Below are 24116 nucleotides of genomic sequence, written 5' to 3'. Positions count from 1 at the left end.
GGCGTTGGGGCCGGCGCAGGCCCTCAGGCGCGCTGCGGCGGGGGCGGCGGTACGTCGCCCGGCGGCGGGTCGATCACCGGCTCATGCGGATCGATCGGCGGCACCTCGGGTTCGGGCGTGGTGGGCGGCTGGTCCGGGTTCTGGTCCGGTTCTGGTGTGGTATGCATCCTTTTCTCCATCGAAGCATTCGAACTGGCCGAGTTCGCATTGGCGGGATGCCCCAACGGCGAATGCAGGGGCGGCGGCGAGCCGGCGCTGGCATGGCCATCGGCGCGGCACTCGTCGAGCAGGCGCGACAGCACCTCCAGATCGACCGGCTTGGTCAGATGGTCGTCGAAGCCGGCCGCCTGCGTGCGCTGCTTGTCGCCCGGCTGGCCATAACCGGTCAGCGCCACGACCTTCATCGCCTGCAGCTCCGGTATCGCGCGCAGACGCTGCGCGATCTCGAAGCCGTCCATGCCGGGCATGCCCAGATCGAGCAGCACCAGTTCGGGTTTGTACTTGACCGCCCGTACGATCGCGGCGGCGCCGTCCAGCGCGGTGATCACGGTATGACCCAGCGCTTCCAGCGTCATCGCCATCGCCTCGAGCGCGTCGACGTTGTCGTCGACCACCATCACGGTGCGCGGCTTGCCGGCCGGCGCCTGCCGTCCGCCCAGCGTCGGCTGCCAGCTGCGCCACGGCTGCATCGGCAATTGCACGATAAAGCTGCTGCCATGGCCCGGGCCGTTGCTCTGCACCGACAGCCGGCCGCCATGCATGCTGACCAGCCGATGCACCAGCGACAGCCCGATGCCGGGGCCATTGCCGCCGGCCACGGCGATATTGCCGTTGGCGCCGTCGTGCTCGAAGGTCTCGCGCAGGCCCTGCAGCCGTTCGGGCGACAGTCCGGTGCCGTTGTCGGTGATGCGGATGGTCACCGTGCCCTGGTCGGCCTGCGCCTCGACCGACAGCAGTCCATCGGGCGGCGTGTACTTGGCCGCGTTGTTCAGCAGGTTGCCGAAGATCTGCGTCAGGCGTACCAGGTCGCCGCGCACCGGCATCGGCCCCTCGGGCACCGACAGCCGCAGCTGATGGTTGCGCGACTCGATCAGCGGGCGGACGGTTTCCACCGCGGTGTTCAGCGCCGAACGCAGCTCGACCAGGTCGTCGCGCAGCGTGATGGTGCCGCGCGTGAAGCGCGAGATATCGAGCAGATCGTCGACCAGCCGGGTCAGGTGGTAAAGCTGGCGGGCAATGATGTCGCGCGCCTTGAAGCTGTCCTCGCGCGAAGGCGCGCAGTGCATCAGCAGATCGGCCGCGCTGCGCATCGGCGCCAGCGGGTTGCGCAGCTCGTGCACCAGCATCGCCAGGAAATCGTCCTTGCGGCGTTCTTCCTCGCGCAGCATCTTCTCGGCGCGCTTCTGCTGCGTGATGTCCTCGCAGACGCCGACCACGCGGTAGAACTCGCCGCTGGCATTGTTGACCGGGAAAGCGCGTGCACGCACATCGCGTGTCTGGCCGTCGGCGTGGATCAGCGCGAATTCGAGATCCATATGGCCGTCGCGCAGCATTGCATCGCAGGCGGCCCGCACCCGTTCGCGATCGGACTCGGCGACCCAGCCGAAGCAGGTGTCGCCGTGCTGGTGCAGCGCTTCCACCGGGCGTCCGGTCAGCGTGACGAAGGCCGGGCCGACGAACAGGAACTTGCGCTCCTTCGGGTCGAAGATCCACAGCACGTCGGACAGGTTGTCGGCCAGCTGCCGGAACAGGAATTCGTTGTCGCGCAGCGCCTGCGAGGTCCGGTGGTAAGCCTCCTCGGCCCGCCGCAGGCGCAGCAGCGCCTTGACGCTGGAGACCAGTTCTTCCGGCTCGACCGGCTCCACCAGATAGCTGTCGGCGCCGTGGTCGAGGGCCTCGACCCGGTAGCGCGGATCGCTGGCCGACCCGGATGTATGCAGGATCAGCGTGCGGCAGCTTTGCGGGTCGTCCTTGATGATGCGGCAGACGTCGAGCCCGTCGATGTCCGGCAGCTTCATGTCCAGCAGCACCAGGTCCGGCGCATAGCGGCGCACCAGCGACAGCGCCGACTCCCCGGTCGACGCCTCCAGCACGGCATAGCCCGCGCGGCGCAGGATGCGGCCCTTGATGTAGCGCGAGCCCTCGTTGTCGTCGACCACCAGCACCAGCGGCCGGTTGTCGCGGGAATCGGACGATGTTCTTGTTTCGATCGGACTCATGCTGTCCTCGCCATGGGCAGGCACGCGATGCGGACAGGGGGCGGCAGGTCGGTTTTTGCGTTCGGCGCGACCCCGCTGCCGACGCGGTTTGTAATAATTACCAATCTAGCTCTCCAACGCTTGTAGTTGATGCAAAGCCACTTTTGGGCGGCAAATGACCGAATAAAGTGGCTTCAGCGGCGCTGCACTTCGCCGGAGTGGGCCTCCGCGCTCGGCGCCGTGCCACCGTGCGGGCCGCTGGGCCGGACCTCGGCGGCCTTCTGCGAGACGTCGCCGGGCTGCGTGGTGCCGGACGGCTGCGCGCCCTTGCCAAAGCGGGCGGCGATCTGGTCCTGCACACGCGTCAACGCTTCGGCCTGTTGTTTGGCCGCTTCGGCCTCCTTGGCCTTGCGTTCGTCGGCGGCGCGCTGCTGTTCGGCGGTGGGGGCCGGCAGGCGGGCCTGAGCGGGCGCCCAGGCAAGCGCAGTCATCAGCGCCAGGGCGGCATAGTGGGCAATGCGGATCGTGGTCCGAGGGGTTGTCATGGTGGCTCCCGGTTCGTGCTTGCGTCGTCATTCGTCACGCGTCCGTCGCCGGAAGGCGCGGACGCATGTGTCCGAAGTGGCAAGAACCATGCCCTCGTTTGTCCGACACGGAGTCGCCGCATGATGCACTGCGGGGGCAGCACGGCGGTGGGCGGGCCGGTCCGGCGCGTTCAGCCGTCCCCGAGGCGCCGGATCGCCGCGGTCAGTGTCTGCCGGGTGCTGCCGTAATCGGCCCAGGGGTCGGCGTGCTCGGTCTCTTCGATGCGCGCCAGCGCATTGGCGATGGTCCACTGCGCGCCAGAGCGCAGCGACGGCAGTTCGTCCCAGCTGCAGGGAATCGACACGCCCAGGCCCGGCCGCGCCCGCGCGGAGAAGGCGGCCACGGTGGTGGCGCCGCGCCCGTTGCGCAGGTAGTCGATGAAAATTTTGCCGACGCGGTTGCGTGGACCGCTCTTGGAGACGAAGCGTTGCGGGATGGTCTTCGCCATATGGACGACCAGCGCCTGCGCAAAGTCCTTGACCTCGTCCCAGCCGAGCCGGCGCGCGATCGGCACCACCACATGCAGGCCCTTGCCGCCGCTGGTCTTCAGAAAGGCCGTCAGCCCGAGTTCGTCGAGCATGCCCTTGGTCAGCGCGGCGGCCTCGACCACATGCTTCCACGGCACGCCTTCGCCGGGGTCCAGATCGAAGATCACGCGATCGGGCTTTTCGATCTGGCGCTTGTCGGCGTTCCAGGTGTGGAACTCGATCACGTTGAGCTGCGCCGCGGCGACGATGCCGGTTTCGCTGGCGACCTCGATCATCGGCGGATGGCCCGGCCACAGCGACGGATCGAGCCGATTGACGCCGGCGATATTGAAGGTCTCCGCATGCTTCTGGAAAAACAGTTCGCCGCCGACGCCCGAGGGGCCGCGCAGCACCGCCAGCGGGCGCCCGCGCAGTTCGGGCAGCATGCGCGGCGCGACCGCCTCGTAGTAGCGCACCAGATCGCCCTTGGTCGCGCCCGTCGAGGGATCGATGACGCGGTCGGCATGGCTGACGCGGACGTTGCCGATCTGCTGGCGGCCGGACGAGGCCTTCGTCCTGGCGGCGGGTTTGGCCGGTGGCGAGGTATCCGCTGCCTCGGCTGTCTCGGCCTGGACGGCCTCGCCGGTCTTCCTGCCCGCCTTCGCCGGCTTGCCTTCCGCCTTGTCCCTGGCCCCCGCCGATTTCGTCCGGCCCACGCTCTTCCCCGGTGCGGGCATCGCCTTCTCCTTGCCGATCGCGCTCGCGCTCTTGTCGGAGCGCAGGCCATGGAACACCGCATGGCGGATCAAACCATCGCGGGTCCACGAGCCGAACGAGACCTCGGCGACCGCCTTGGGCCGGACCCAGATGCCCTTCACCCCCTTGGCGATCGCCGGCATCTTGTCGAACGGCGAGGCATCGGTGCGCAAGGCATCGAGCTTGGCCCGGATCGTATCGAGCGTCTGCACATCGAAGCCGGTGCCGACCTTGCCGGCATAGACCAGCCGGCCGGACTCGTCGTGAATGCCCAGCAGCAGGGCGCCCAGGCCGTTGCGCGTGCCTTTGGGCTCGGTAAAGCCGCCGATCACGAACTCCTGCCGCTCGCTGCATTTGAGCTTGATCCAGTTTGGCGAGCGGGCCGAGACATACGGTGCATCGACGCGCTTGCCGATCAGCCCCTCGAGCCGCAACCGGCAGGCCGCGCTGAGGATTTCCTCGGGGCCCGCTTCGAAGCTCTCGCTGAAGCGCAGATGCGCCGAGACGTTGTGTTCCTCGAACACCCGGCGCAGCAGGTCGCGGCGCTCGACCAGCGCCACCTGCCGCAGATCGTGGCCGGCATAGTAGGGGACGTCGAACACGAAGAACTGGATCGCCTCGGTGCGGTCGCTGTCGAACGCGTTCTGCAGCGCCTGGAAGTCGGTGCTGCCGTCCTTGTCGACGATGACGATCTCGCCGTCGAGCCAGGCCGATGGCAGATTCAGCGTGCCCAGTTCGCGCGCCAGCGTCTTCAGCCTGGAGGTCCAGTCGTGGCCGTTGCGCGTGAACAGCTTGACGTCGCCGTCCTCGATGCGTGCCAGTACGCGATAGCCGTCGAACTTGACCTCGTAGACCCAGTTCTGCGCGTCGGCGGGCGGTCCTTGCACCAGCGTTGCCAGTTGCGGCGCCAGCGTCAGCGGCAGCGCGGCGCGGCGCGCGCCGGGCGGAAGCTGGATGGGGCTGGGGGCGGACCGCTTCTTGCCGATGGTCTTGCCGCTGGCCGCCGATTTGTCCGTGGCTGACTTCTTCGCGGCTTTCGTTGCCGCGGTCCTGGTTGCGGTCCTGGTTGCGGTCTTTGCCGCGGTCTTCGACGACGCCTTGCGCGCGCTCTTGCCGTCCGGCTCCAGCGCGCCGCCGCCCAGCACGCTGTCCGGCATCGCCTCGGTGATATCGAACTCCGCCGCCGGCCGCGCCGCGTCGTCGCGTTCCTTGATCAGCAGCCACGGCTCCTGCCGCTCGTCACGGCCGCGCATGCGCACCAGCGTCCAGGCGCCATGCAGCTTCTCGCCGTGCAGTTCGAACTTGAGCTTGCCGTCGCGATAGCCCTGATGCGGATCGCCGATCGGTATCCAGGTGCCGCGGTCCCAGACGATCACCGTGCCGGCGCCGTACTGCTTTTCGGGGATCACGCCTTCGAAGCTCGCATACTCCAGCGGGTGGTCCTCGACATGGACGCTCATCCGTTTGTCGGCCGGGTCCAGGCTCGGGCCCTTCGGAATGGCCCAGCTCTTCAACGTGCCGTCGAGCTCGAGACGGAAGTCGTAATGCAGGCGGCGCGCCGCGTGTTTCTGCACGACGAAGGACAGGCCCTCGCCGGCTGCCGCGGCAGCGCGCTTGCGTGCTGTTCTGCCGGCCGGTTCCGCCGTCGTGCCGAAGTCGCGCATGGTGCGATAGCGCTGCAGCGGGTCGGGGTTCGCGCCGCGGGCCGCGCTAGGTGCGCCGGGACGCGCCGCCGTCGAACGTGTGGTCGCACGCGTTGCCGACCCTGTGGCCGCCGCCGGGTTGTCTTTGCCGGTCCGCCTGGTCGCGGCCTTCGCCGGCTGCTTCGCTGCTCGCTTTGTCGCCATTGCGGCCGCTCCTCGATCGGGACACGCGGAATTGCGTGGCCGTGGTCCTGCGCCGGAGCGCGGCACCTTCATTCGCTGTCATGACGCGCGGAGATGTCGCACTGTCACTTGGCGTTGTCACTTCGCTTATAGGCAATCGTAATGCGGCGATCCATCGGCCACCGTCCTACATCCGACAACGGCGCCGAACGATCGGGCGATATGTCGCGATCGTGGTGGGCAATCGCTGTCGTCTTTCGATGCCGCGGCACACGCCGCCGGCTATGCGCGGTGCCGCACAGACAACGCCGTGCACATCCTGCATGGCCGAGTAAAAAGTACGAGGCCGGCGCATGGCGCGGCCATGCCGGACGGTGTGCCCACGTTTCGCCACGGCGGCAGCGTTGGCGGAAGCCGCGAGCCCTTGCGTCACCGTGGCCCGCGGTCGAGCACGCACACCGGGCCGGCAAGGCGTCGTGTTTCTGGCATGCGTTTCGCGTGATCGGCGGCGTAGGCCGGGCCCTGCGCGGGGGCATCGTCGTGCCGGCGCTTAACGGGCCGCAGCGATGCGGTGACCGGCAGGGCCTGTTCACGAACCCGGCCTTGCATCGCCGCTGGCGTGCCGCAATCGCGGGCGCCATCGCGGCATGCATGGGCCAGTCTCAGGAGTGAATAACATGGCGAAACACCACCTCGTACGTACCGCCCTCGCCGCGCTGGCGTTGACGGGTTCCTGTGTGGCACTGGCACAGGTGCCGGGCGACCGGGGCGCCGCCACGGGCACCGCGCCGGGCACTGCGCCCCCGGGACAATACGATCCGGCCAACCCGGCCGCCGCTGGCACGCGCGATCCGTACAGCAGCGGCGCACGCGTCGGCGACAAGTTCGATCCGTACACGCAGGGCACCAATCAGCCGACGCAGCAGTATCTGGCGCCGACGGGCACGCAGCCGATGCCGATGGGCGGCAGCTACGACGCCCGCATGGAGAACCACGACACGCACTATCACGATCTGTCGACGCTCGGATCGCGCGTCGGCAAGCGCAGCCAGTTCCTCGATGGAGGCTGATCGCAGGCTGCATTGAATCCTATACCGGGGACAACAAGGAGCGCGGCGGGGCAGACCCGTCGCGCTCTTGTCGTATCAGCCAGGTGGCGGCACCGAAGTTATCGAATCGATGTTGCTATCGCAGCGGCGGGAACACGTACCACGAGCCGTCGCGATGACGGAAGAACACGATCGACAACCGTTTGCCCGCGCGTTCGAAGCCGATGCACGCATAGGGCACGCGCCGGCTGCCGGTATGGCCGAAACGCGTGACCCGGCATGGGTGGCTGGCCGACAGCGGCAGCCATTTCTGCGCGGCCTCGCGCAGGGATGTCGTCTTGGCTTGCATCGCACGCTCCCCTGATGTTGGAAACGCGATCGCGCCGATGGGTGCGGCCAGGCAGGATCTCGCGTTCCTGCTTACCAGCGTAGGAGCGACGTCGCGTCCGATGCGTCGGCTTGACCCGCAGCGCGGCCTCGGCGTTCGACGGATTGCGTTGTCAGCGAATGACGACAGCGACGCCGTGACGATTTTTCACGCGTCGTAAGAAGGGAAGGGGAAAGAAAAAAGGGGCGCCTGCGCGCCCCTCAGCTTGTTTGGCCGATTCCATCATTCACGCGCACGCGGGAATGACGGGTCGCGTGTCAGCCGATGGACGGCATTTACCGCTCGCGATTCTGGCCGGACTGGCCGCCCTGCGACGATTGCTGGCCAGGCTGGCCGCTGGTGCCGGACTGCTGTTGCTGCTGGCCGCTCTGGCCGCCCATGCCGCTCTGCTGGCCGCTCTGCCTGCCGCCTTGCTGCTGCTGGCCGCTCTGGCCGCCCTGGCCGCTCTGGCCACCCATGCCGCCCTGCTGGCCGCCCTGGCCGCCGCTTTGCTGCTGCTGACCGCCCATGCCACCCATGCCGCCTTCGCTCTGGCCTTGCTGACCGCCCTGGCGACCGCCTTGCTGCTGCTGGCCACCCTGGCCGGCCTGACCGCTCTGGTTGCCCATGCCGCCCTGCTGACCGGTCTGGCCGCCGCTCTGTTGATGCTGCTGAGAGGATTGGCCGCCCTGACCCATGCCGCCCTTTTCGGTGCCGCCTTGCTGCGCCTGCGGTTGCTGTTGCTGTTTCATTGCTGGTCTCCATCAGCGGCGAAATGCCGCGCCTTGGTACCGTGCAATGGGCGTGCCACCGCGCTGCAACATGAATTCGTAACGGGTGGGTCGGGCAGGGCCGGTGCGGGTATGACGTTTGCGTGTCTTCACAGGTCCGCATTCGCGCGCCGCATGGCGCGCCATCATCATCGGAGGACCGCATGACGAAGCAACCCACGCATCCGGAACGCGAACCCCAGCAAGGCCAGGCAGCAGGGCGGCCGCAAGGCGAAACGATTCGCGACAGTACCGCCCAGGGGACCAGCGAAGGTCCGGGACCGCTGGCCGACGAGTCGCGGCCGGACCCCGGCACGCTGCCGCAGAAGGGCGGCGGCGAACCGATGCCGCGCCTGCCGCACGAGCGCGACGAATCGCATCAGAGCCAGCACACCGGCAGCCGGCCGGTGGGTCGCCAGGCCGCGCGGGATATCGAGCGCGGACTCGAGGAAACCGATCTGTATGGCTCGCGCGGACGTCGCGGCGGCGCCGCCTCGGAGGACAACGACTGAGCGCCCGGCCGCGCCTTCGGTCGCCGCCGCGGTCGTCAGCTTCGTCGGCGGCCTCGTTGGCCGCCTCGCTGGCCGCTCAGTACGGCAGCGACAGCCGATGCCGGCTCTGCCAGTTGTCGACGTAACGCTTGACCAGGCGCGCATCGCCGCGAATCAGGATGCCGTTCTCGGTGTTGCGCTCTTCGGCCGATTTGGTGAAGTTGAACGAGCCGGTGAAGACGGCCTCGCCGTCGAAGATCATTACCTTGTTGTGCGCGATGGCGGGGCGCGAGTCGATCACCACCTCGATGCCCTGGTGCTTCAGGAAGGTGGCGCTGGTATAGCGCTCCGACACCTGGCTCTTGTCGAGAATCACGCGCACATCGACACCACGCTTGCGCGCCTGCATCAGCGCCTCGGCGATCGGCTTGCTGGTGAACGAGTAGGCCTGCACCAGCACGCTGCGCCGCGCGCTGCGGATCGCGTCGACCAGCATGGCCTGACAGCTCTCGCCATCGGGCGTGAAACACAAGGCGTAGCTGGCGCCGTCGGCGAAGCTGCGCGCGCCGTCGGCAAGCGCCATCGGCGCTTCGCCGCTGCGGGGAAGACTGCGCGCCGAGGCCGCTGGCGCGAGGAACGAAGAGGACAGCAGAGCGGACAACAGAGCGCCGGCGACGATGGCGGGCGCGCGAAATACAAATGACATGAGACAGCGTGAATGCGTTGCCGCGGAGCGCGCCGCTCGCGGCAAACGGTAGCCAATCGGAAAACGATTCGAAATAGAAACGTTGCGAAGGCGGGGAAGTTAGCAGCGGGAGGATGCAAAGGCAAGGCGGCTGGAACGGGGCACGACCGCTGCCTATGATGAAACTCGCGTCGGCGCACACCGCCGGCCGTCTATCCGATCTCCGGTGCCAGGACCCTGGTGCCCAACCCTGGAGGCAAGCGATGTCCAATCACACCTACAAGCTCGTTGAAATCGTGGGCACCTCGCCCGACGGCACCGACGCCGCGATCCGCAGCGCGCTGACCAAGGCGTCGGAGACCATCAAGAACATGGACTGGTTCGAGGTGGTCGAGATGCGCGGTCATATCGTCAATGGCCAGATCGCGCATTACCAGGTCACGTTGAAGGTCGGTTTCCGCGTCGAATAGGCGCGAAACACGAAGCCGCCGGTCCCCGCATCTGCGGGGACGACACCAACCGCGTTCCCAGCCGATTCCACCTGCCGCCCCCTGCCTTGACCCCGCAACAACACCGGTGTAACCTCTGCGTTCAGTGTTCATTCTGCGAATTGAAGTTCGTACAGCGAACACGAGCAAGAACAAGAGTCCGCGCGACGGACCACGGTTTGACTGCTAGGGCCTTTATGGGCGCGCCGGCACGGCGCACCCAGAACCAACGCCAGGCAGACCCCTCCGGAGACGACGCTTCCAGCGGCCGCCCGACACCATCGGGCGGCGGGCTCCGGCCGGTCCGGCCAGGCCATTTCGACTGGAACGCAATTGATCAACAAGCTCTTCGACTCGGTGGAATCGGCGGTGGCCGACATCCATGACGGCGCGACCATCATGATCGGCGGCTTCGGCCTGGCCGGCATGCCGGCGCAACTGATCGATGCGCTGATCGCCCAGGGGGCGCGCAATCTGACCATCGTGAACAACAACGCAGGCAACGGCGAAACCGGCCTGGCCGCGCTGCTCAAGGCCAAGCGCGTGCGCAAGATCATCTGCTCGTTCCCGCGCCAGGTCGATTCCTACGTGTTCGATTCGCTGTACCACGCCGGCCAGATCGAGCTGGAGCTGGTGCCGCAGGGCAACCTCGCCGAGCGCATCCGCGCCGCCGGCGCCGGCATCGGCGGTTTCTTCACCCGCACCGCCTACGGCACGCCGCTGGCCGAGGGCAAGGAGACCCGCATCATCGACGGCCAGGGCTATGTGTTCGAAACGCCGATCCATGCCGACTTCGCGCTGATCAAGGCCGATACCGCCGACCGCTGGGGCAACCTGACCTATCGCAAGACCGCGCGCAACTTCGGCCCGATCATGGCGATGGCGGCCAAATGCGCGATCGTGCAGGTCAGCCGCGTGGTCGAACTGGGCGAACTCGACCCCGAGCACATCGTGACGCCGAGCCTGTTCGTCAAGCGCGTCGTCAAGGTCGACGCCGACACCGCCAACGCTGCCAATGCCGCTGCCAACGGCGCGGCAAACGCGGCCTGAAGCGCGGACACGCCCCACCAGCATCGAAGAGAGAATCGATATGCAACGCCTGACCCGCGATCAGATGGCCGCCCGCGTGGCCCGAGACATTCCCGACGGTGCCGTCGTCAACCTCGGCATCGGCCTGCCCACCCTGGTCGGCAACCACCTGCCGGCCGACCGTGAAATCCTGCTGCACAGCGAGAACGGCCTGCTCGGCATGGGCCCCGCGCCCGCGCCCGGCGAGGAAGACGGCGATCTGATCAACGCCGGCAAGCAGCCGGTCACCATCAAGCCCGGCGCCTCGTATTTCCATCACGCCGATTCGTTCGCGATGATGCGCGGCGGCCATCTGGACTACTGCGTGCTCGGTGCCTTCCAGGTGTCGGCGACCGGCGATCTGGCCAACTGGCACACCGGCGCGCCGGGCGCGATTCCGGCCGTTGGCGGCGCGATGGATCTGGCGATCGGCGCCAAGCAGGTGTTCGTCATGATGGAGCACCTGACCAAGCAGGGCGAGAGCAAGATCGTGCCCGAATGCACGTATCCTCTGACCGGCATCGGCTGCGTGACGCGCATCTACACCGATCTGGCCACCATCGACGTGACCCCCGACGGTCTGGTCGCGCGCGACCTGGTCGAAGGCCTGTCGTTCGACGAACTGCAGCGCCTGACCGGCGTGCCGCTCAAGCAGGCGCAGCCCGCTTGATGCCCAACCCGATGGCGGCGGATCGCGTTTGGCGATACCGCTGCCGCCACCACTGAAACCAAGGACGAGACAACCATGACCGAAGCCTTTATCTGCGACGCGATCCGCACCCCCATCGGCCGCTACGGCGGCAGCCTGTCCGCGGTGCGCGCGGACGACCTGGGCGCGGTACCGCTGAAGGCGCTGATGGCGCGCCATCCGAATCTGGACTGGAGCGCCATCGACGACGTGATCTACGGCAACGCCAATCAGGCGGGCGAAGACAACCGCAATGTCGCGCGCATGTCGCTGCTGCTGGCCGGCCTGCCGCAGAGCGTGCCGGGTGCCACCATCAACCGCCTGTGCGGCTCGGGCATGGATGCGACCGGTACCGCCGCGCGCGCGATCCGCGCCGGCGAAGCCGGGCTGATGATCGCCGGCGGCGTCGAGAGCATGAGCCGCGCGCCGTTCGTGATGGGCAAGGCCACCACCGCGTTCTCGCGCGATGCGCAGATCTTCGACACCACCATCGGCTGGCGCTTCATCAATCCGGCAATGCGCGCGGCCTACGGCGTGGACTCGATGCCCGAGACCGCGGAGAACGTCGCCACCGACTACAAGATCAGCCGCGAAGATCAGGACCTGATGGCGCTGCGCAGCCAGGAAAAGGCCTCGCGCGCGCAGGCCGACGGCACGCTGGCGCAGGAAATCACGCCGGTGACGATTCCGCAGAAGAAGGGCGATCCGATCGTCGTCGAGCGCGATGAGCATCCGCGCGCGACCAGCATGGAAGCGCTGGCAAAGCTCAAGGGCGTGGTGCGCCCGGACGGCACCGTGACCGCCGGCAACGCGTCGGGCGTCAATGACGGCGCCTGCGCGCTGCTGCTCGCCAGCGAAGCTGCCGCGCGCCAGCACGGTCTGACGCCGAAGGCCCGCATCGTCGGCATGGCCACTGCCGGCGTGGCGCCGCGCGTGATGGGCATCGGCCCGGCGCCGGCCACGCAGAAGCTGCTCAAGCAGCTGGGCATGACGATGGACCAGATCGACGTGATCGAGCTGAACGAAGCGTTTGCCGCGCAGGGCCTGGCGGTGCTGCGTGAGCTCGGCGTTGCGGACGACGATGCGCGCGTCAACCCGAACGGCGGCGCGATCGCACTGGGCCACCCGCTCGGCATGAGCGGCGCGCGCCTGGTCACCACCGCGATGTACCAGCTGCATCGCACCGGCGGCCGCTTCGCGCTGTGCACGATGTGCATCGGCGTCGGCCAGGGTATCGCGATGGTGATCGAGCGCGTCTGAGCGCGCGCGCACCCCGCTCCGTCCTCAAGTTTGCGACGCGCCTGCCGTTGATGATGGCGGGCGCCGACGCTCAGCGCTGCTTTTGAATGATCCCAACGCAGTTGGTGCGGCAGGGGCCGACTGGCTCGCCGGTCCCGCCGCACGTTTTCTCTGCGCCCGCGCATTCGATGCGGTCGTCGCCAGGTTGGCGGCAAGTTGTTGCCCGCGTTGTTGCCTGCGTTGTTCCCTGAGCTGTCGCCTGAATTTTTGCCAGTACCGGTTCCGCACCGGCATGGAGTAATCGGATGTCCCTTCCCGTTGCCACGCTTGTCACCGGTGCCAGTTCCGGCATCGGCCGCGCCATCAGCGAAATGCTGCTGGCCGATGGCGTGACCCGCGTCGTCAATGTCGACTATGCCGCTCCGAGCTGGTCGCATCCCAACATGAGCTTCTTCCAGGCGGACCTGACCGACGCCGCGGCAACGCGTGCGGCGGCTGCCGAGGTGACGTCGCGTTTCGCCATCACGCGCCTGGTCAACAATGCCGGCGCGACGCGCCCCGGCACGGCGGATACCGCGACCGTCGAGGATCTCGATTACGTGGTCGGCCTGCATCTGCAGGCCAGCCTGCTGCTGACGCAGGCCTGCCTGCCGGCGATGCGCGCCGCAGGCTTCGGCCGCATCGTCAACATGGCTTCGCGCGCGGCGCTCGGCAAGCCCGAGCGCGTGGTGTACTCCGCCACCAAGGCCGGCATGGTCGGCATGACGCGCACGCTGGCGATGGAACTCGGCGGCGACGGCATCACCGTCAATGCGGTCGCGCCCGGCCCGATCGCCACCGAACTGTTCCGCCGCAGCAATCCCGAAGGCAGCGAACAAACGAAGCGCATCCTGGCCAGCATCGCGGTCAAGCGCATGGGTACCCCCGAGGATGTGGCCCGCGCCACGCTGTTCTTTCTCTCTCCCGAAAACGGTTTCGTCACCGGACAGGTGCTGTACGTCTGTGGCGGTACCACGCTGGGCGTCGCACCGGTCTAGGCGCGGCCCCTATTACAAGTCGTGGCCCGCATGGACGGCCACCGAGGAAACTCCCTGGAGCATACGATGAAGTTCAACTCGCAACCGTCGCAGGCGCGCCGCCGCCTGCTGGCCGCCGGCGTCGCGCTGGCTGGCACGTTCGCCGGCGTGTCCGGTGCTGCGTTCGCGCAGGACGCCTATCCGACCAAGCCGATCACGATGATCGTGCCGTTCTCGGCCGGCGGCACCACCGACATCCTGGCCCGCATCGTCGGCCTGCAGCTGGGCAAGGCGCTCGGCCAGCCGGTGGTGATCGAAAACCGTCCGGGCGCGGGCGGCAATATCGGGGCCTCGCTTGCCGCCAAGGCGCAGGGCGACGGCTATACGCTGTTCATGGGCACCATCGGTACCCATGCCATCAACCAGTCGCTGTACTCGAAGCTGCCGTACGACCCGGTCAAGGACTTCGCGCCGATTACCCGTGTCGCGATGGTGCCGAACCTGGTGGTGGTCAACCCCAACGTGCCCGCCAAGAGCGTCAAGGAACTGATCGCCTACGTGAAGGCGAACCCGAACAAGATCAGCTATGGCTCGTCGGGCAACGGCTCGTCGATGCACCTGTCGGGCGAACTGTTCAATTCGATGACCGGCCTGAACATCCAGCACGTGCCGTACAAGGGCAGCGCCCCGGCGGTCAACGATCTGCTGGGCAACCAGATCGGCCTGATGTTCGACAACCTGCCGTCGTCGTACCAGCACGTGAAGGCCGGCAAGCTGCGCCCGCTGGCCGTCACCTCCGCCAAGCGCTCGCCGGCGCTGCCGGACGTGCCGACCGTCGCCGAAGCCGGCGTGCCGGGCTATGAAGCGACCTCGTGGTTTGCGCTGTACGCCACCGGCGGCACGCCCAAGCCCATCGTCGATCGCCTGAACGCCGAAGTGGTCAAGATCCTGGCCATGCCGGACGTGCAGAAGCAGATGGCGGGTCAGGGCGCCGAGCCTCATCCCGAAAAGCCGGAGCAACTGGCTGCGTTCATGAAGACCGAAGCGGCCAAGTGGGCCAAGGTCGTCAAGGCTTCGGGCGCGACCGTGGACTGATAGCACCCCGACGACCACCATCTCGTGCTCGCGCATGCGGGAACCCAGGGTCCTGGAAAGCCACTGGGCCCCGCATGCGCCGGGACGACGAGGTTCAGGTTTCTCGGCGCAATGAGCCGGCCTTCGGGCCGGTTTTTTCTTTTGACGGCCAGCAAAAAAAAGCTCGCGACTGGCAGCGAGCTCGAGTTCCGGCCCACCCGGGCTGGAGGAGACATCGTTGGACGCCGGCAGCGCGGCTGCCTGGCGCGGGCATCGGGCGGGCCTGGCGGCGGTCTGCGCCTCAGTTGAGGCTGACCTTGACCACCTGCTCCTCGACGCCGACAAAGCGGACCAGCTGGCGCAGCCCGCTGGGATACTCCTTGATGTGGTGCCCCACCGGGGTATCCGGCAGGCGGTAATAAATGGCGCTGGACTGGGCGCCGGCGGCGGTCCGGCCTTCCGCGTCGGAGGGGCCGTCGGCTTCCCAGGGGATATCGCGCTCCTCGGCGAAATCGTGCGGTCCGGGCATGGCGGCTGTTCCTGATCGATGCAACTTTGTCTCCAATGTATTGCAGCGCCCGCCGATTTGCCATTTCGCCTTTTTTAATTCTGGCCTAGCTACCGGCTCGATTTGTCATATTGCAAGCAATAGGGTGCAAGGCCCAGCCGATGGCTTCGGCGCCGCTCCCATGCGCTACCATTGGCGCTTTGCGCGCATTCCCGCCGCGCGCTTTTCCGCTTCCCTCACCGCCGCATGTCGATCCAGCACGCCCTTCTGACCTCGTTGATGGAGAAGCCCTCGTCAGGCTACGAACTGGCGCGGCGCTTCGACAAGTCGATCGGCTATTTCTGGCACGCCACGCACCAGCAGATCTATCGGGAGCTGGGCCGCATGGCCGAGCGCGGCTGGATCGCCGCGCAGGACGACGAAGGCGATGCCCGCAGCCGCAAGAAGGTCTATCGCGTGCTGCCGGCGGGGCGGGAGGAACTGGTGCGCTGGGTGTTGTCGCCGACGGCCGGGCTGGACCAGCGCGACGAGATCCTGGTCAAGCTGCGCGCCGACGCGGTGGCCGGCCCGCTCGGACTGGGCAACGAGATGCGCCGCATGATCGCGCTGCACGAGGAGCGGCTGGCAACCTATCGCGCGATCGAACAGCGCGACTTCGCCGGCCCGCAACCGGACCGCGCGCAACAGCTGCGGCATGCGCTGCTGCGGCGCGGCATCCGTTACGAAGAGGATTGGGTGGCGTGGGGCACGGCGGTGTTGCCGCTGCTGGAGCCGGAAGGCGGGCGGTAGTCCGCGCGTACCTCGATTGCTCGCTTCCTCGTTACACCAGGTCCCGCACGCTCGCCGCGGCGCCGGCCTCCGCCAGCCCAAGCCGGCGGCGCGCCAGCGCGTATTCCTCGGCAAAGCGGTCCACCAGGTCGGCGGCGGGGACCACGCGCTTGATCGCGCCGACGCCCTGGCCGGCCCCCCAGATGTCCTTCCATGGCTTGACGCGGTTGGAGCCGAAATTCATCGCGGTCGGGTCGGAGGCGGGCAGGGCTTCCGGATCGAGGCCGGCGTTGACGATGCTCTGGCGCAGGTAGTTGCCGTGCACGCCGGTGAACAGATTCGAATAGACGATATCGCCGGCGGTGCTGTCCACGATCATCTGCTTGTAGGCCGGCTGCGCGTTGGCTTCCTCGGTGGCGATGAAGGCCGAGCCGATATACGCGAGGTCGGCGCCCGCGGCCTGCGCCGCCAGGATGCCGTTGCCGCTGGCGATGGCGCCCGACAGCAGCAGCGGGCCATCGAACCACTCGCGGATTTCATGCAGCAGCGCGAAGGGCGATTGCGTGCCGGCATGGCCGCCGGCACCCGCGGCGACCGCGATCAGGCCATCCGCGCCCTTGTCGATCGCCTTGTGGGCGAACGTGTTGTTGATGATGTCGTGCAGCACGATGCCGCCGTATGAGTGCACCGCCTGGTTGACCTCGACGCGCGCCCCCAGCGAGGTGATCACGATCGGCACCTTGTAACGGACGCACAGTTCCAGGTCATGTTCGAGCCGGTCGTTCGACTTGTGCACGATCTGATTGACGGCGAACGGCGCCGAGGGGCGGTCCGGGTGTTTGGCATCGTGCTCGGCCAGCTCCGTGGTGATGCGGTCCAGCCATTCCTCCAGCAGCGAGGCGGGCCGTGCGTTCAGCGCCGGGAAGGAGCCGACCACGCCGGCCTTGCACTGCGCGATCACCAGATCGGGATTGGAGATGATGAACAGCGGCGAGCACACCACCGGCAGGCGCAGGCGTTGCAGGAGCGGGGGAAGGGACATGGCGGCCTCGGTTCGAAAGAATGGGTTGGGAGGGCGGACCTGAAGGTTGGCTTGAAGGTTGGCCGCAATGGCCGACTTCAATGTCTGACTTCAAGGTCTGACTTCAAGGTCTGACTTCAAGGTCTGACTGTGTATGCAACCAGTTGCATAGTGAGACGAAAGTTAGCACGGCCTCCGCAGCCTTTCAATAGCCGTTCCCGATGCGACTGCGCGCTGTGACGCTTCCGCCGGGCGATTACCGTACGGTGTCCCGCATCCGCGCCAGCAGCCTGCGGTGGCGCCTTGTCTACAATGTGCCCAACGAATCAGCAGGAGTGCAGGTGAGCAAGGATTCTCGACCGGCAGCCGCCGCGGGCCGCGATCTGTTCGAAGGCAATTTGGCCGATTGGCACGCCGATCCCGAACGAGCCTTCGACAGCTGGCTGGCCGTGCATGGCTTCGGTCACGGCACCGCCGTGGTCTACCGCGCGATGTGGGGCAAGCTGCTGCGCTGGTCGCGCGAGCATGGCGTCGCGCCGCTGTCGTGGTCGGCGGCGCAGATCGGCGACTTTCTGGATGCCGAGGGCTTGCACAAGCGCCATCGCTATCGCTATACGCGGCTGATCGAACGCGTCTTTCATTACCTGTCGCTGCAGCAGGCCGGCCTGCACAACCCCGGCAGCCAGGCGGTGCGCGCGCATCTGGCTGAGGGCGATAACGATCCGACGCCCTTTCTGCTGCCCGCCGAGCGCGAGGCCGTGGTGGCACGGGTGCTGGAGCCGGTCACGCTGCCGGACCCGGATATCGCGCCGAGCCCGACCGCGTGGAAGCGTTCGCGCGATATCGCCGTGGTCGCGGCGATGCTGGGCGCCGGCCTCAAGGTGGGCGAGGTGCGCGCGCTGCGGCTCGACAGCGTCGCGGCCGACGCCAGCGAACTGCGGCTGACCCGGACCGACAACGGTCGCAGCTACCGCGCACCGGTATTCGACTTCGCGCGACGCCCGCTGCTGGCCTGGCTCGCGGTACGCGCGGCGGGCGGCACGTTGGGCACGCTGATGTTCCCGGCGCAGCCGGCGGGACGGCCGCTGCACGCCGCCTCGCTCTATCGCCGGGTCGAGCAGTTGCTGGACGAGGCCGGCGTGCTGGCCGGGCGCACGGAGCGCGCCTCGCCGCAGACGCTGCGCAATACCTATGGTGCGCTGCACTTCGAAGCCGGCGCCGAGCCGGCGGCCGTGGCGCAGTATCTGGGCATGCGCGATCTGGAATCCGGCTGGCGGCTGCATGCCGCCTATACGGCCTGGCAGGCCCGCAGCGGGCAGCTAGCCGCCGCCGGGGTCGATGCCGCGGCCGGGTTACCATAACGCCCCTGACGGCGGCGGCTCGGCGCCGTCCACCTTCTCAATCGACAAAGTTCACGATGCCAGAATCTCTGCTGCTGACCGGTGCCACCGGCTATATCGCCTCGCATACCTGGGTCGCGCTGCTCGCGGCCGGCTACGACGTGGTCGGTCTGGACAACCTGTCCAATAGCAATCGCGTGGTGGTCGACCGGATCGCCACCATCTCCGGCAAGACGCCGGAGTTCGTCGAGGGCGACGTGCGCGATCGTGCCCTGCTGGACCGGCTGTTCGCCGAGCGCAAGATCGGCGGTGCGATCCATTTCGCCGCGCTGAAGGCGGTCGGCGAATCGGTGACGCAGCCGCTCGCCTACTACGACAACAATCTGAACGGCCTGCTGACGCTGTGCGCCGCGATGCAGGGGGCCGGCGTCAAGACGCTGGTGTTCAGCTCCTCGGCCACGGTCTACGGCAATCCGCACACGGTGCCGATCCGGGAGGAGTTTCCGCTGTCGGCCACCAATCCGTACGGCCAGACCAAGCTGATGGGCGAGCAGATCCTGCGCGACCTCGAGCGGGCCGATCCGCACTGGCGTATCGCTTATCTGCGCTATTTCAATCCGGTCGGTGCCCACGAAAGCGGCCTGATCGGCGAGGATCCGGGCGGCGTGCCGAACAATCTGATGCCCTATGTGGCCCAGGTCGCGGCGGGGCGCCGCGAGCGCCTGATGGTGTTCGGCGGCGATTATCCGACCCCCGACGGCACTGGCGTGCGCGACTACATCCATGTCTGCGATCTGGCCGACGGCCACCTGGCGGCGCTGCGCTATCTGAACGAGCGCGGCGAGGGGATGACGGTCAATCTGGGAACCGGCCGCGGTTATAGCGTGCTGGAAGTGGTGGAGGCGTACCGGCGCGCCAGCGGCAAACCGATTCCGTATGAAATCGTCGCGCGGCGCCCCGGCGATATTGCCTCGTGCTTTGCCGATCCGGCATTGGCACAGCGTCTGCTCGGCTGGCAGGCGCGGCACGACCTGGACCGCATGTGCGCCGATTCCTGGCGCTGGCAGTCGATGAATCCGCTGGGGTTTGCGTCCTGAGTTTGCGTCCTGCCTGACGCTCCCCGCCGAGCGCCTCGGCGCGCCGCGATGCAGGGGCTGACGGGAGCATGAAAACCGGACCGCGAGCGGTCCGGTTTTTTATTGCGTCGCGGCGGCCGGAGAAATCCGCCGACCTGCGATGCCCGGGCGCGGAGACGCCGTCCGGCGTCTCCGCGGGCACGGGTTTATCGCACCAGGAAGTCTTCGATCGATTTACCGGAGGCCAGCGCCTGGGTCAGCCAGCCCGGGCGCTTGCCGCGGCCGGTCCAGGTATTGCCGGCGCTGTCGCGGTAGCGCACCGGGACCTTGCGGGCGGTTTTCTTGCTGGGCACCGCCTTGCTGCCAAAACCCAGATCTTCCGCGGTCAAGCCATATTCTTCGATTTTCTTGCGGATATCGTCGATTACCGCGGCTTGCTCTCGTGCCTTGATCTCTTCGGCTTGCTTCTGCAATTCGTTGATTTTCTGAACGATTTCCTGATAGGTTGCCATTTTGAGACCTCAGATTACGGGTGGGCGAGATGAACGGCATGAATTATAACGGCCTGGGTTAGCGATGCAAATGCTGGCGCAGGTTGAAACCGATTTTTGACAAAATCGATCACGAAACCTTTCAACGTGAACTTTTTTGCCGCCGCTCTGTCGCTCCCGCGCGGCTCCGCCCCGTTTCAGCCGATTGCCGCCTCGCCACGTGCTTTTGTTGATGCATTCGCTTTGGGACTTTCGTTTGTCGGTTTCGTTTTGCGCAATATGGCGCGGTAAAACGGATGCGATCTTGCCGCCGTCGCGTTTCCATCGCTCGGACGTCGGCTTCGGCCATTCCCGCCGGTGCGCCAGCGCCATCCCCCGATTCAAGTAATCCCCTTCAGCGGTCGATATCCCATCAGCATGGGCTGTCGCCCGGCATGTTGGCGGCGTGTCCGCCGCTACTGATCGATCCGAGTCGTCCCATGTCCTTGTGTCGCGTTGTGCTGCCCCCGTCGTCGAATGCTTCCGTCCGGCCTGCCGCCGGCGCGGGCGAAGCCGGGTGCGGCACGATTCCGGAGCGCGGCATTCGTTGCAATAAGGTGACGCCACATGCACTACGCGCGGTGGCTATGCTAACGTCCCGGGCTGTGCCGCGCGGGCGGCCGACTGCCTCCTGCGCGTGCGACGCCGGCCCCGGCGGAGATCGTTCGCCTGCCGGTCCCGCACCACGATCTGCCGCGCTCGACGCGGTTCCGCAATACCACGGGTGTTCCGTCACCGGCCTGCGGGCCGGAGCCTGACGGCGCCACACACACGCATTCCGCAGCGCCCCCTTCGATATGAGTTTTAGCGTTCTGCTGCTCGCCATCCTGCTCGGCATCGTCGTTGGCCTTGGCCTTCGTGCTGCCGGCCGCAGCCGCGAGGGAGCGGGATGGCCCGGCCGCATGATGGCCCTGACCGCAGGGCTGATGTCGCAGGCGTCGGTCGGCTTGCCGGTCTGGGTCGTGCTGCTGTCCGGCTCGGTGCGGGGCTCGGCGGAATGGTCGCAGGCCGTGGCCGCGCTGGCGGGCGGCATGGCCGCCACCGTGCTGACGCAATGGCTGCGCCGCGCGCTGGCGTACTGGCGTGGTGCCGCGATGCTCGCCACGCTCGCCGGCGCGGGCGTCATCGCCGCAGCCGGCATCGGACTCGGCCATCAATGCGGCGGTTCCACCTCGCGCGCCGCCTGCATCGAGGCGGTCAACCTGCTGCATCCGGCCTGGTTCGGCCTCGGACTTGCCGTGCTGGGCACGGCGGCCTTCGCGTTGTTGTCGCTGTCGAATCGGCGGCGCGTGCCGCTGCGCGAGCGCGATGCGCTGCTGCACGATGCGGGCGAGCCCGACGGGGAGCGCGGCGGCGAGCGCAGCGCGGGCGCCTCGCCGGGTTTGCCCGCGCGGCTCGCGCGCCGGCTCAATGGCCGCATGCCGGGCCGGCTGACGGTGCGCCCGGTGGGTCGCGGTCAGGCGACGGTGGGCGAATACAGCGTGGCGACCGATGTGCCGGATCGCGCCGCGTTCGCGCGCTGGCTCGATCAGTCGATCGCGCACGCGCGGCTGGCCGAAACCAGCTGCGCGGTGCTGCTGATCCATATCGCCGACTTCCGCGAGGTCGATGAAGTGTTCGAGGTGCGTGCCGATGACATCCTCGCCCAGGACGCCAGCGTGCTGGCCCAGGCTGCGCTCGAACCGCACGATTTCCTCGCCCGCCTGGCCCGCGACGAGTTCGCGGTGGGCGTGCCGGCGCTGCTCAATTCCAATCGCGCGCACGAGCTGGGCTCGCGCGTGCTGGCGTCGATCTCCGAGTTCGTCACCGCGCGCGGCCTGCAGATGCAGATCGGCGTCAATATCGGCATCGCGGTCTATCCGCGCGACGCGCAGAGCTCGGAGGCCCTGATTCAGGCGGCGCGGGTCAGCTTGTCGGAGGCGCGCGAATCCGGTTCGAACCAGGTGCGCACCTTCAATTCCGCGGCGGGCGAACGCGCGCGGCGCATGCGCGTGATCCGCCGCGATCTGTGGCTGGCGATCCAGGACGACGGCCTGTCGCTGGAATACCAGCCCAAGTTCGATGTCGACGCGCACACCGTGGTGGGCGCCGAGGCGCTGTGCCGCTGGCGCCATCCGACGCTCGGCGCGGTCAATCCCGCGGAATTCATCATGGTGGCCGAGCAGTCCGGCCAGATCGACAAGCTCGACGACTGGGTCATCGCCAACGTCTGCAGGCAGGTGCGCGATTGGCAGGACGCCGGTCTGCCGGTGGTGCCGGTTGCGATCAACGTGTCGGGGCTGCGTTTTGCCAGCCGCGATTTCCCGCAGTATCTGCTCGAGCAGATCCACCAGCACGACATTCCCCCGTCGGCGATCACGCTGGAAATCACCGAGACCGCGGCAATGAAGGACATCGCGCAGTCGCTGGAGACGCTGGCCGAACTGCAGGCGCTGGGCATTCACGTCGCGCTGGACGACTTCGGCAGCGGCTATTCGAGCCTGGGTTATCTGAAGCGGCTGCGGGTCGGCACGCTGAAGATCGACCGCACGCTGATCGGTGGTCTGGAGTCGGACCCGCAGGGACGCGCCATCGTCGGCTCGATGGTGGCGCTGGCCCACGAACTGCGCATGCGCGTGGTGGCCGAAGGCGTCGAATCGCAGGCCCAGCTCGACATCCTGGCGCGCATGGGCTGCGACGAAGTGCAGGGCTATCTGCTCGCCCGCCCGATGGAAGCGAGCGGCTTCGCCGGTCTGCTGTCCAGCCCGCGCCGCTGAACGCTGCGCGCTGCGCTAAAGGAAGCGCGCACTCCCGCCGATAAGTCTGGCTGGCGCACAGCGTCGCCGTATGGGGCCGAATCCGGCCCGATATGGCGGCCCGCGCCCTTAGCGATGCGCCGGCAGGGGCCGGCGCCGACCAGCACAGAACGCGGATCGCGCCACGCCACCGCCCGGCCGATCCGCCGCCGTTTCGAGGTAGCCGCCATGCCAGCTCAACGCATTCTCGTCGTCGACGATTCGCCTTCCCTGCGTCGCATGATCGCCGCCTGCCTGCGCGCCGGCGGCTACGACGTCGCCGAGGCAGCGGACGGCGACGAAGCGCACGCGGCGGCCCAGGCCGCGCCGGACCCGCAGCCGTTCGACATGCTGGTCACCGACCAGGTGATGCCCGGCATGGACGGCCTGACGCTGATCCGCCGTCTGCGCGCCATGCCGCGGTATGCCGCGCTGCCGATCCTGATGCTGACGACGGAGGCCGATAGCCACATTCGTGCCCAGGCGCGGGAGGCCGGCGCCAGCGGCTTCCTGCCCAAGCCTTTCGATCCCGACCAGCTGATGCAGTCGGTCGCCGCGCTGCTATCCCCCTCCGAAGAGGGGTGATGCCGGCCGTTTCCGACCCTTCAGTCCCGCCCCGGGACTGCCGATAACCAGCAAGGGGCGAGGCGCGCCGTTCGCGGGGCGCCAACGGTGCCGCGCCGTCGCGGCGCCACCGCATGCAGTTGCCATGCAGCTGCCATGCAGTCGCCAAGCAGTCGCCAAGCAGTTGTCACGCAGTTGCCAAAAAAGGCGGTCGGGCCGGTTGGGGTGCACTCCGCCAGCGTGCAACGACGGCCACCACAGGGGAGCGGGAGCGCAAGATGAATCTCAGCAGCAAGTCCGAAGGAAGCGGCGAGGAGTTCCTCGCCTTCACGCTGGGCCGCGAGGAATACGGCGTCGACATCCTCAAGGTGCAGGAGATCCGCGGCTACGAGGCGGTCACGCAGATCGCCAACGCGCCCGCCTATCTGAAGGGCGTGATCAACCTGCGCGGCATCATCGTGCCGATCGTCGACCTGCGCATCAAGTTCCAGCAGCAGAAGGTCAGCTACGACCAGTACACGGTCGTCATCATCGTCGACCTGAACCATCGCACCACCGGCATCGTCGTCGACGGCGTCTCCGACGTGCTGACGCTGACCCCCGCCCAGATCAAGCCCACGCCGCAGTTCTCCGGCAATCTCGACACCGAATACATCCGCGGCCTTGGCTCGGTCGAGGACCGCATGCTGATCCTGGTGGATATCGAGAAATTGCTGGCGACCGAGGAACTGGCCGCGATCGAAGCCGCCGCCGCGGGCTGAGGCGCCG

The 24116-nt window shown here is 67.7% G+C and carries 24 protein-coding genes; 15 read left to right on the top strand and 9 right to left on the bottom strand.

The window, feature by feature from the left end:
- Nucleotides 1–23 precede the first annotated feature (23 nt).
- From HTY53_RS10655 to ligD, 3 genes are all read right to left on the bottom strand, one after another.
- Nucleotides 24–2219: a hybrid sensor histidine kinase/response regulator gene (locus HTY53_RS10655; RefSeq protein WP_174106443.1), complete on the bottom strand. Its 2196-nt coding sequence runs from the start codon at nucleotides 2217–2219 to the stop codon at nucleotides 24–26.
- A gap of 173 nt (nucleotides 2220–2392) precedes the next feature.
- Complete coding sequence (locus HTY53_RS10650; protein WP_174106442.1) at nucleotides 2393–2743, bottom strand: hypothetical protein; 351 nt, start codon at nucleotides 2741–2743, stop codon at nucleotides 2393–2395.
- Between the two features lie 170 nt (nucleotides 2744–2913).
- Nucleotides 2914–5853, bottom strand: coding sequence for a DNA ligase D (ligD, locus tag HTY53_RS10645; RefSeq protein ID WP_174106441.1), 2940 nt, complete (start codon nucleotides 5851–5853; stop codon nucleotides 2914–2916).
- Between the two features lie 656 nt (nucleotides 5854–6509).
- Between ligD and HTY53_RS10640 the strand changes: the two genes are divergently transcribed.
- Entirely contained in the window at nucleotides 6510–6902 is a 393-nt protein-coding gene (locus HTY53_RS10640; protein WP_174106440.1) for an endonuclease, read from the top strand.
- A gap of 115 nt (nucleotides 6903–7017) precedes the next feature.
- On the opposite strand, the gene HTY53_RS10635 is transcribed toward HTY53_RS10640, so the two are convergent.
- Entirely contained in the window at nucleotides 7018–7230 is a 213-nt protein-coding gene (locus HTY53_RS10635; protein WP_174106439.1) for a hypothetical protein, read from the bottom strand.
- Between the two features lie 314 nt (nucleotides 7231–7544).
- Nucleotides 7545–8000, bottom strand: coding sequence for a hypothetical protein (locus HTY53_RS10630; protein ID WP_174106438.1), 456 nt, complete (start codon nucleotides 7998–8000; stop codon nucleotides 7545–7547).
- Between the two features lie 182 nt (nucleotides 8001–8182).
- Here HTY53_RS10630 and HTY53_RS10625 point away from each other — a divergent pair, with 182 nt between their 5' ends.
- Nucleotides 8183–8530: a hypothetical protein gene (locus HTY53_RS10625; protein ID WP_174106437.1), complete on the top strand. Its 348-nt coding sequence runs from the start codon at nucleotides 8183–8185 to the stop codon at nucleotides 8528–8530.
- A gap of 76 nt (nucleotides 8531–8606) precedes the next feature.
- Here the strand turns inward: HTY53_RS10625 and HTY53_RS10620 are convergent, their stop codons facing one another.
- The gene (locus tag HTY53_RS10620; protein ID WP_174106436.1) at nucleotides 8607–9215 is read right to left on the bottom strand and encodes a phospholipase D family protein; all 609 of its coding nucleotides are present in this window, start codon (nucleotides 9213–9215) and stop codon (nucleotides 8607–8609) included.
- 242 nt (nucleotides 9216–9457) lie between these two features.
- Between HTY53_RS10620 and HTY53_RS10615 the strand changes: the two genes are divergently transcribed.
- The 6 genes from HTY53_RS10615 to HTY53_RS10590 all read left to right on the top strand — a co-directional run bounded on the left by HTY53_RS10615 (nucleotide 9458) and on the right by HTY53_RS10590 (nucleotide 14788).
- Complete coding sequence (locus tag HTY53_RS10615; RefSeq protein ID WP_174106435.1) at nucleotides 9458–9664, top strand: dodecin; 207 nt, start codon at nucleotides 9458–9460, stop codon at nucleotides 9662–9664.
- Between the two features lie 351 nt (nucleotides 9665–10015).
- Nucleotides 10016–10732, top strand: coding sequence for a 3-oxoacid CoA-transferase subunit A (locus HTY53_RS10610; RefSeq protein WP_174106434.1), 717 nt, complete (start codon nucleotides 10016–10018; stop codon nucleotides 10730–10732).
- Nucleotides 10733–10772: 40 nt separating this feature from the next.
- The gene (locus tag HTY53_RS10605) at nucleotides 10773–11420 is read left to right on the top strand and encodes a CoA transferase subunit B (RefSeq protein WP_149320197.1); all 648 of its coding nucleotides are present in this window, start codon (nucleotides 10773–10775) and stop codon (nucleotides 11418–11420) included.
- 75 nt (nucleotides 11421–11495) lie between these two features.
- Nucleotides 11496–12698 (top strand): 3-oxoadipyl-CoA thiolase, encoded by a 1203-nt coding sequence (gene pcaF / locus HTY53_RS10600; RefSeq protein WP_174106433.1) that lies wholly within the window; start codon nucleotides 11496–11498, stop codon nucleotides 12696–12698.
- A gap of 284 nt (nucleotides 12699–12982) precedes the next feature.
- Nucleotides 12983–13714, top strand: coding sequence for an SDR family NAD(P)-dependent oxidoreductase (locus tag HTY53_RS10595; protein ID WP_174106432.1), 732 nt, complete (start codon nucleotides 12983–12985; stop codon nucleotides 13712–13714).
- Nucleotides 13715–13780: 66 nt separating this feature from the next.
- Nucleotides 13781–14788 carry a Bug family tripartite tricarboxylate transporter substrate binding protein gene (locus tag HTY53_RS10590; protein ID WP_174106431.1) on the top strand — a complete coding sequence of 336 codons (1008 nt, stop codon included), beginning with the start codon at nucleotides 13781–13783 and terminating at the stop codon, nucleotides 14786–14788.
- Between the two features lie 280 nt (nucleotides 14789–15068).
- On the opposite strand, the gene HTY53_RS10585 is transcribed toward HTY53_RS10590, so the two are convergent.
- Nucleotides 15069–15296 (bottom strand): hypothetical protein, encoded by a 228-nt coding sequence (locus HTY53_RS10585; protein WP_174106430.1) that lies wholly within the window; start codon nucleotides 15294–15296, stop codon nucleotides 15069–15071.
- A gap of 225 nt (nucleotides 15297–15521) precedes the next feature.
- Here HTY53_RS10585 and HTY53_RS10580 point away from each other — a divergent pair, with 225 nt between their 5' ends.
- The gene (locus HTY53_RS10580) at nucleotides 15522–16064 is read left to right on the top strand and encodes a PadR family transcriptional regulator (protein ID WP_174106429.1); all 543 of its coding nucleotides are present in this window, start codon (nucleotides 15522–15524) and stop codon (nucleotides 16062–16064) included.
- Between the two features lie 31 nt (nucleotides 16065–16095).
- Here the strand turns inward: HTY53_RS10580 and HTY53_RS10575 are convergent, their stop codons facing one another.
- Nucleotides 16096–17085, bottom strand: coding sequence for an NAD(P)H-dependent flavin oxidoreductase (locus tag HTY53_RS10575; RefSeq protein ID WP_149320204.1), 990 nt, complete (start codon nucleotides 17083–17085; stop codon nucleotides 16096–16098).
- Nucleotides 17086–17405: 320 nt separating this feature from the next.
- Here HTY53_RS10575 and HTY53_RS10570 point away from each other — a divergent pair, with 320 nt between their 5' ends.
- Together HTY53_RS10570 and galE are read left to right on the top strand one after the other, a co-directional pair.
- Nucleotides 17406–18425, top strand: a complete 1020-nt coding sequence (locus HTY53_RS10570) for a tyrosine-type recombinase/integrase (RefSeq protein WP_368040967.1) — start codon at nucleotides 17406–17408, stop codon at nucleotides 18423–18425.
- 56 nt (nucleotides 18426–18481) lie between these two features.
- Complete coding sequence (gene galE / locus HTY53_RS10565; RefSeq protein ID WP_174106427.1) at nucleotides 18482–19501, top strand: UDP-glucose 4-epimerase GalE; 1020 nt, start codon at nucleotides 18482–18484, stop codon at nucleotides 19499–19501.
- A gap of 185 nt (nucleotides 19502–19686) precedes the next feature.
- On the opposite strand, the gene HTY53_RS10560 is transcribed toward galE, so the two are convergent.
- The gene (locus HTY53_RS10560) at nucleotides 19687–19992 is read right to left on the bottom strand and encodes an H-NS histone family protein (RefSeq protein WP_174106426.1); all 306 of its coding nucleotides are present in this window, start codon (nucleotides 19990–19992) and stop codon (nucleotides 19687–19689) included.
- Between the two features lie 96 nt (nucleotides 19993–20088).
- On the opposite strand from HTY53_RS10560, the gene HTY53_RS24620 reads away from it, so the two are divergent.
- The 4 genes from HTY53_RS24620 to HTY53_RS10545 all read left to right on the top strand — a co-directional run bounded on the left by HTY53_RS24620 (nucleotide 20089) and on the right by HTY53_RS10545 (nucleotide 24109).
- On the top strand, nucleotides 20089–20262 hold the full coding sequence (locus HTY53_RS24620; RefSeq protein WP_217435568.1) for a hypothetical protein: 174 nt from the start codon (nucleotides 20089–20091) through the stop codon (nucleotides 20260–20262).
- Between the two features lie 545 nt (nucleotides 20263–20807).
- Entirely contained in the window at nucleotides 20808–22766 is a 1959-nt protein-coding gene (locus tag HTY53_RS10555) for a putative bifunctional diguanylate cyclase/phosphodiesterase (RefSeq protein ID WP_174106425.1), read from the top strand.
- A gap of 207 nt (nucleotides 22767–22973) precedes the next feature.
- Nucleotides 22974–23369, top strand: a complete 396-nt coding sequence (locus HTY53_RS10550; protein WP_174106424.1) for a response regulator — start codon at nucleotides 22974–22976, stop codon at nucleotides 23367–23369.
- Between the two features lie 257 nt (nucleotides 23370–23626).
- On the top strand, nucleotides 23627–24109 hold the full coding sequence (locus HTY53_RS10545; RefSeq protein WP_174106423.1) for a chemotaxis protein CheW: 483 nt from the start codon (nucleotides 23627–23629) through the stop codon (nucleotides 24107–24109).
- Nucleotides 24110–24116: the final 7 nt, after the last annotated feature.

This window comes from Cupriavidus gilardii, assembly GCF_013314895.1.
GTDB lineage: Bacteria > Pseudomonadota > Gammaproteobacteria > Burkholderiales > Burkholderiaceae > Cupriavidus > Cupriavidus gilardii_C.
Note: the sequence above shows the minus strand (reverse complement) of the source record. Positions and strands in the feature narration are given on the sequence as shown.

Coding starts and splice junctions, on each gene's coding strand:
- HTY53_RS10655 (WP_174106443.1), bottom strand. CDS start 2,219: ATGAGTCCGATCGAAACAAGAACATCGTCCGATTCCCGCGACAACCGG.
- HTY53_RS10650 (WP_174106442.1), bottom strand. CDS start 2,743: ATGACAACCCCTCGGACCACGATCCGCATTGCCCACTATGCCGCCCTG.
- ligD (WP_174106441.1), bottom strand. CDS start 5,853: ATGGCGACAAAGCGAGCAGCGAAGCAGCCGGCGAAGGCCGCGACCAGG.
- HTY53_RS10640 (WP_174106440.1), top strand. CDS start 6,510: ATGGCGAAACACCACCTCGTACGTACCGCCCTCGCCGCGCTGGCGTTG.
- HTY53_RS10635 (WP_174106439.1), bottom strand. CDS start 7,230: ATGCAAGCCAAGACGACATCCCTGCGCGAGGCCGCGCAGAAATGGCTG.
- HTY53_RS10630 (WP_174106438.1), bottom strand. CDS start 8,000: ATGAAACAGCAACAGCAACCGCAGGCGCAGCAAGGCGGCACCGAAAAG.
- HTY53_RS10625 (WP_174106437.1), top strand. CDS start 8,183: ATGACGAAGCAACCCACGCATCCGGAACGCGAACCCCAGCAAGGCCAG.
- HTY53_RS10620 (WP_174106436.1), bottom strand. CDS start 9,215: ATGTCATTTGTATTTCGCGCGCCCGCCATCGTCGCCGGCGCTCTGTTG.
- HTY53_RS10615 (WP_174106435.1), top strand. CDS start 9,458: ATGTCCAATCACACCTACAAGCTCGTTGAAATCGTGGGCACCTCGCCC.
- HTY53_RS10605 (WP_149320197.1), top strand. CDS start 10,773: ATGCAACGCCTGACCCGCGATCAGATGGCCGCCCGCGTGGCCCGAGAC.
- pcaF (WP_174106433.1), top strand. CDS start 11,496: ATGACCGAAGCCTTTATCTGCGACGCGATCCGCACCCCCATCGGCCGC.
- HTY53_RS10595 (WP_174106432.1), top strand. CDS start 12,983: ATGTCCCTTCCCGTTGCCACGCTTGTCACCGGTGCCAGTTCCGGCATC.
- HTY53_RS10590 (WP_174106431.1), top strand. CDS start 13,781: ATGAAGTTCAACTCGCAACCGTCGCAGGCGCGCCGCCGCCTGCTGGCC.
- HTY53_RS10585 (WP_174106430.1), bottom strand. CDS start 15,296: ATGCCCGGACCGCACGATTTCGCCGAGGAGCGCGATATCCCCTGGGAA.
- HTY53_RS10580 (WP_174106429.1), top strand. CDS start 15,522: ATGTCGATCCAGCACGCCCTTCTGACCTCGTTGATGGAGAAGCCCTCG.
- HTY53_RS10575 (WP_149320204.1), bottom strand. CDS start 17,085: ATGTCCCTTCCCCCGCTCCTGCAACGCCTGCGCCTGCCGGTGGTGTGC.
- galE (WP_174106427.1), top strand. CDS start 18,482: ATGCCAGAATCTCTGCTGCTGACCGGTGCCACCGGCTATATCGCCTCG.
- HTY53_RS10560 (WP_174106426.1), bottom strand. CDS start 19,992: ATGGCAACCTATCAGGAAATCGTTCAGAAAATCAACGAATTGCAGAAG.
- HTY53_RS10555 (WP_174106425.1), top strand. CDS start 20,808: ATGAGTTTTAGCGTTCTGCTGCTCGCCATCCTGCTCGGCATCGTCGTT.
- HTY53_RS10550 (WP_174106424.1), top strand. CDS start 22,974: ATGCCAGCTCAACGCATTCTCGTCGTCGACGATTCGCCTTCCCTGCGT.
- HTY53_RS10545 (WP_174106423.1), top strand. CDS start 23,627: ATGAATCTCAGCAGCAAGTCCGAAGGAAGCGGCGAGGAGTTCCTCGCC.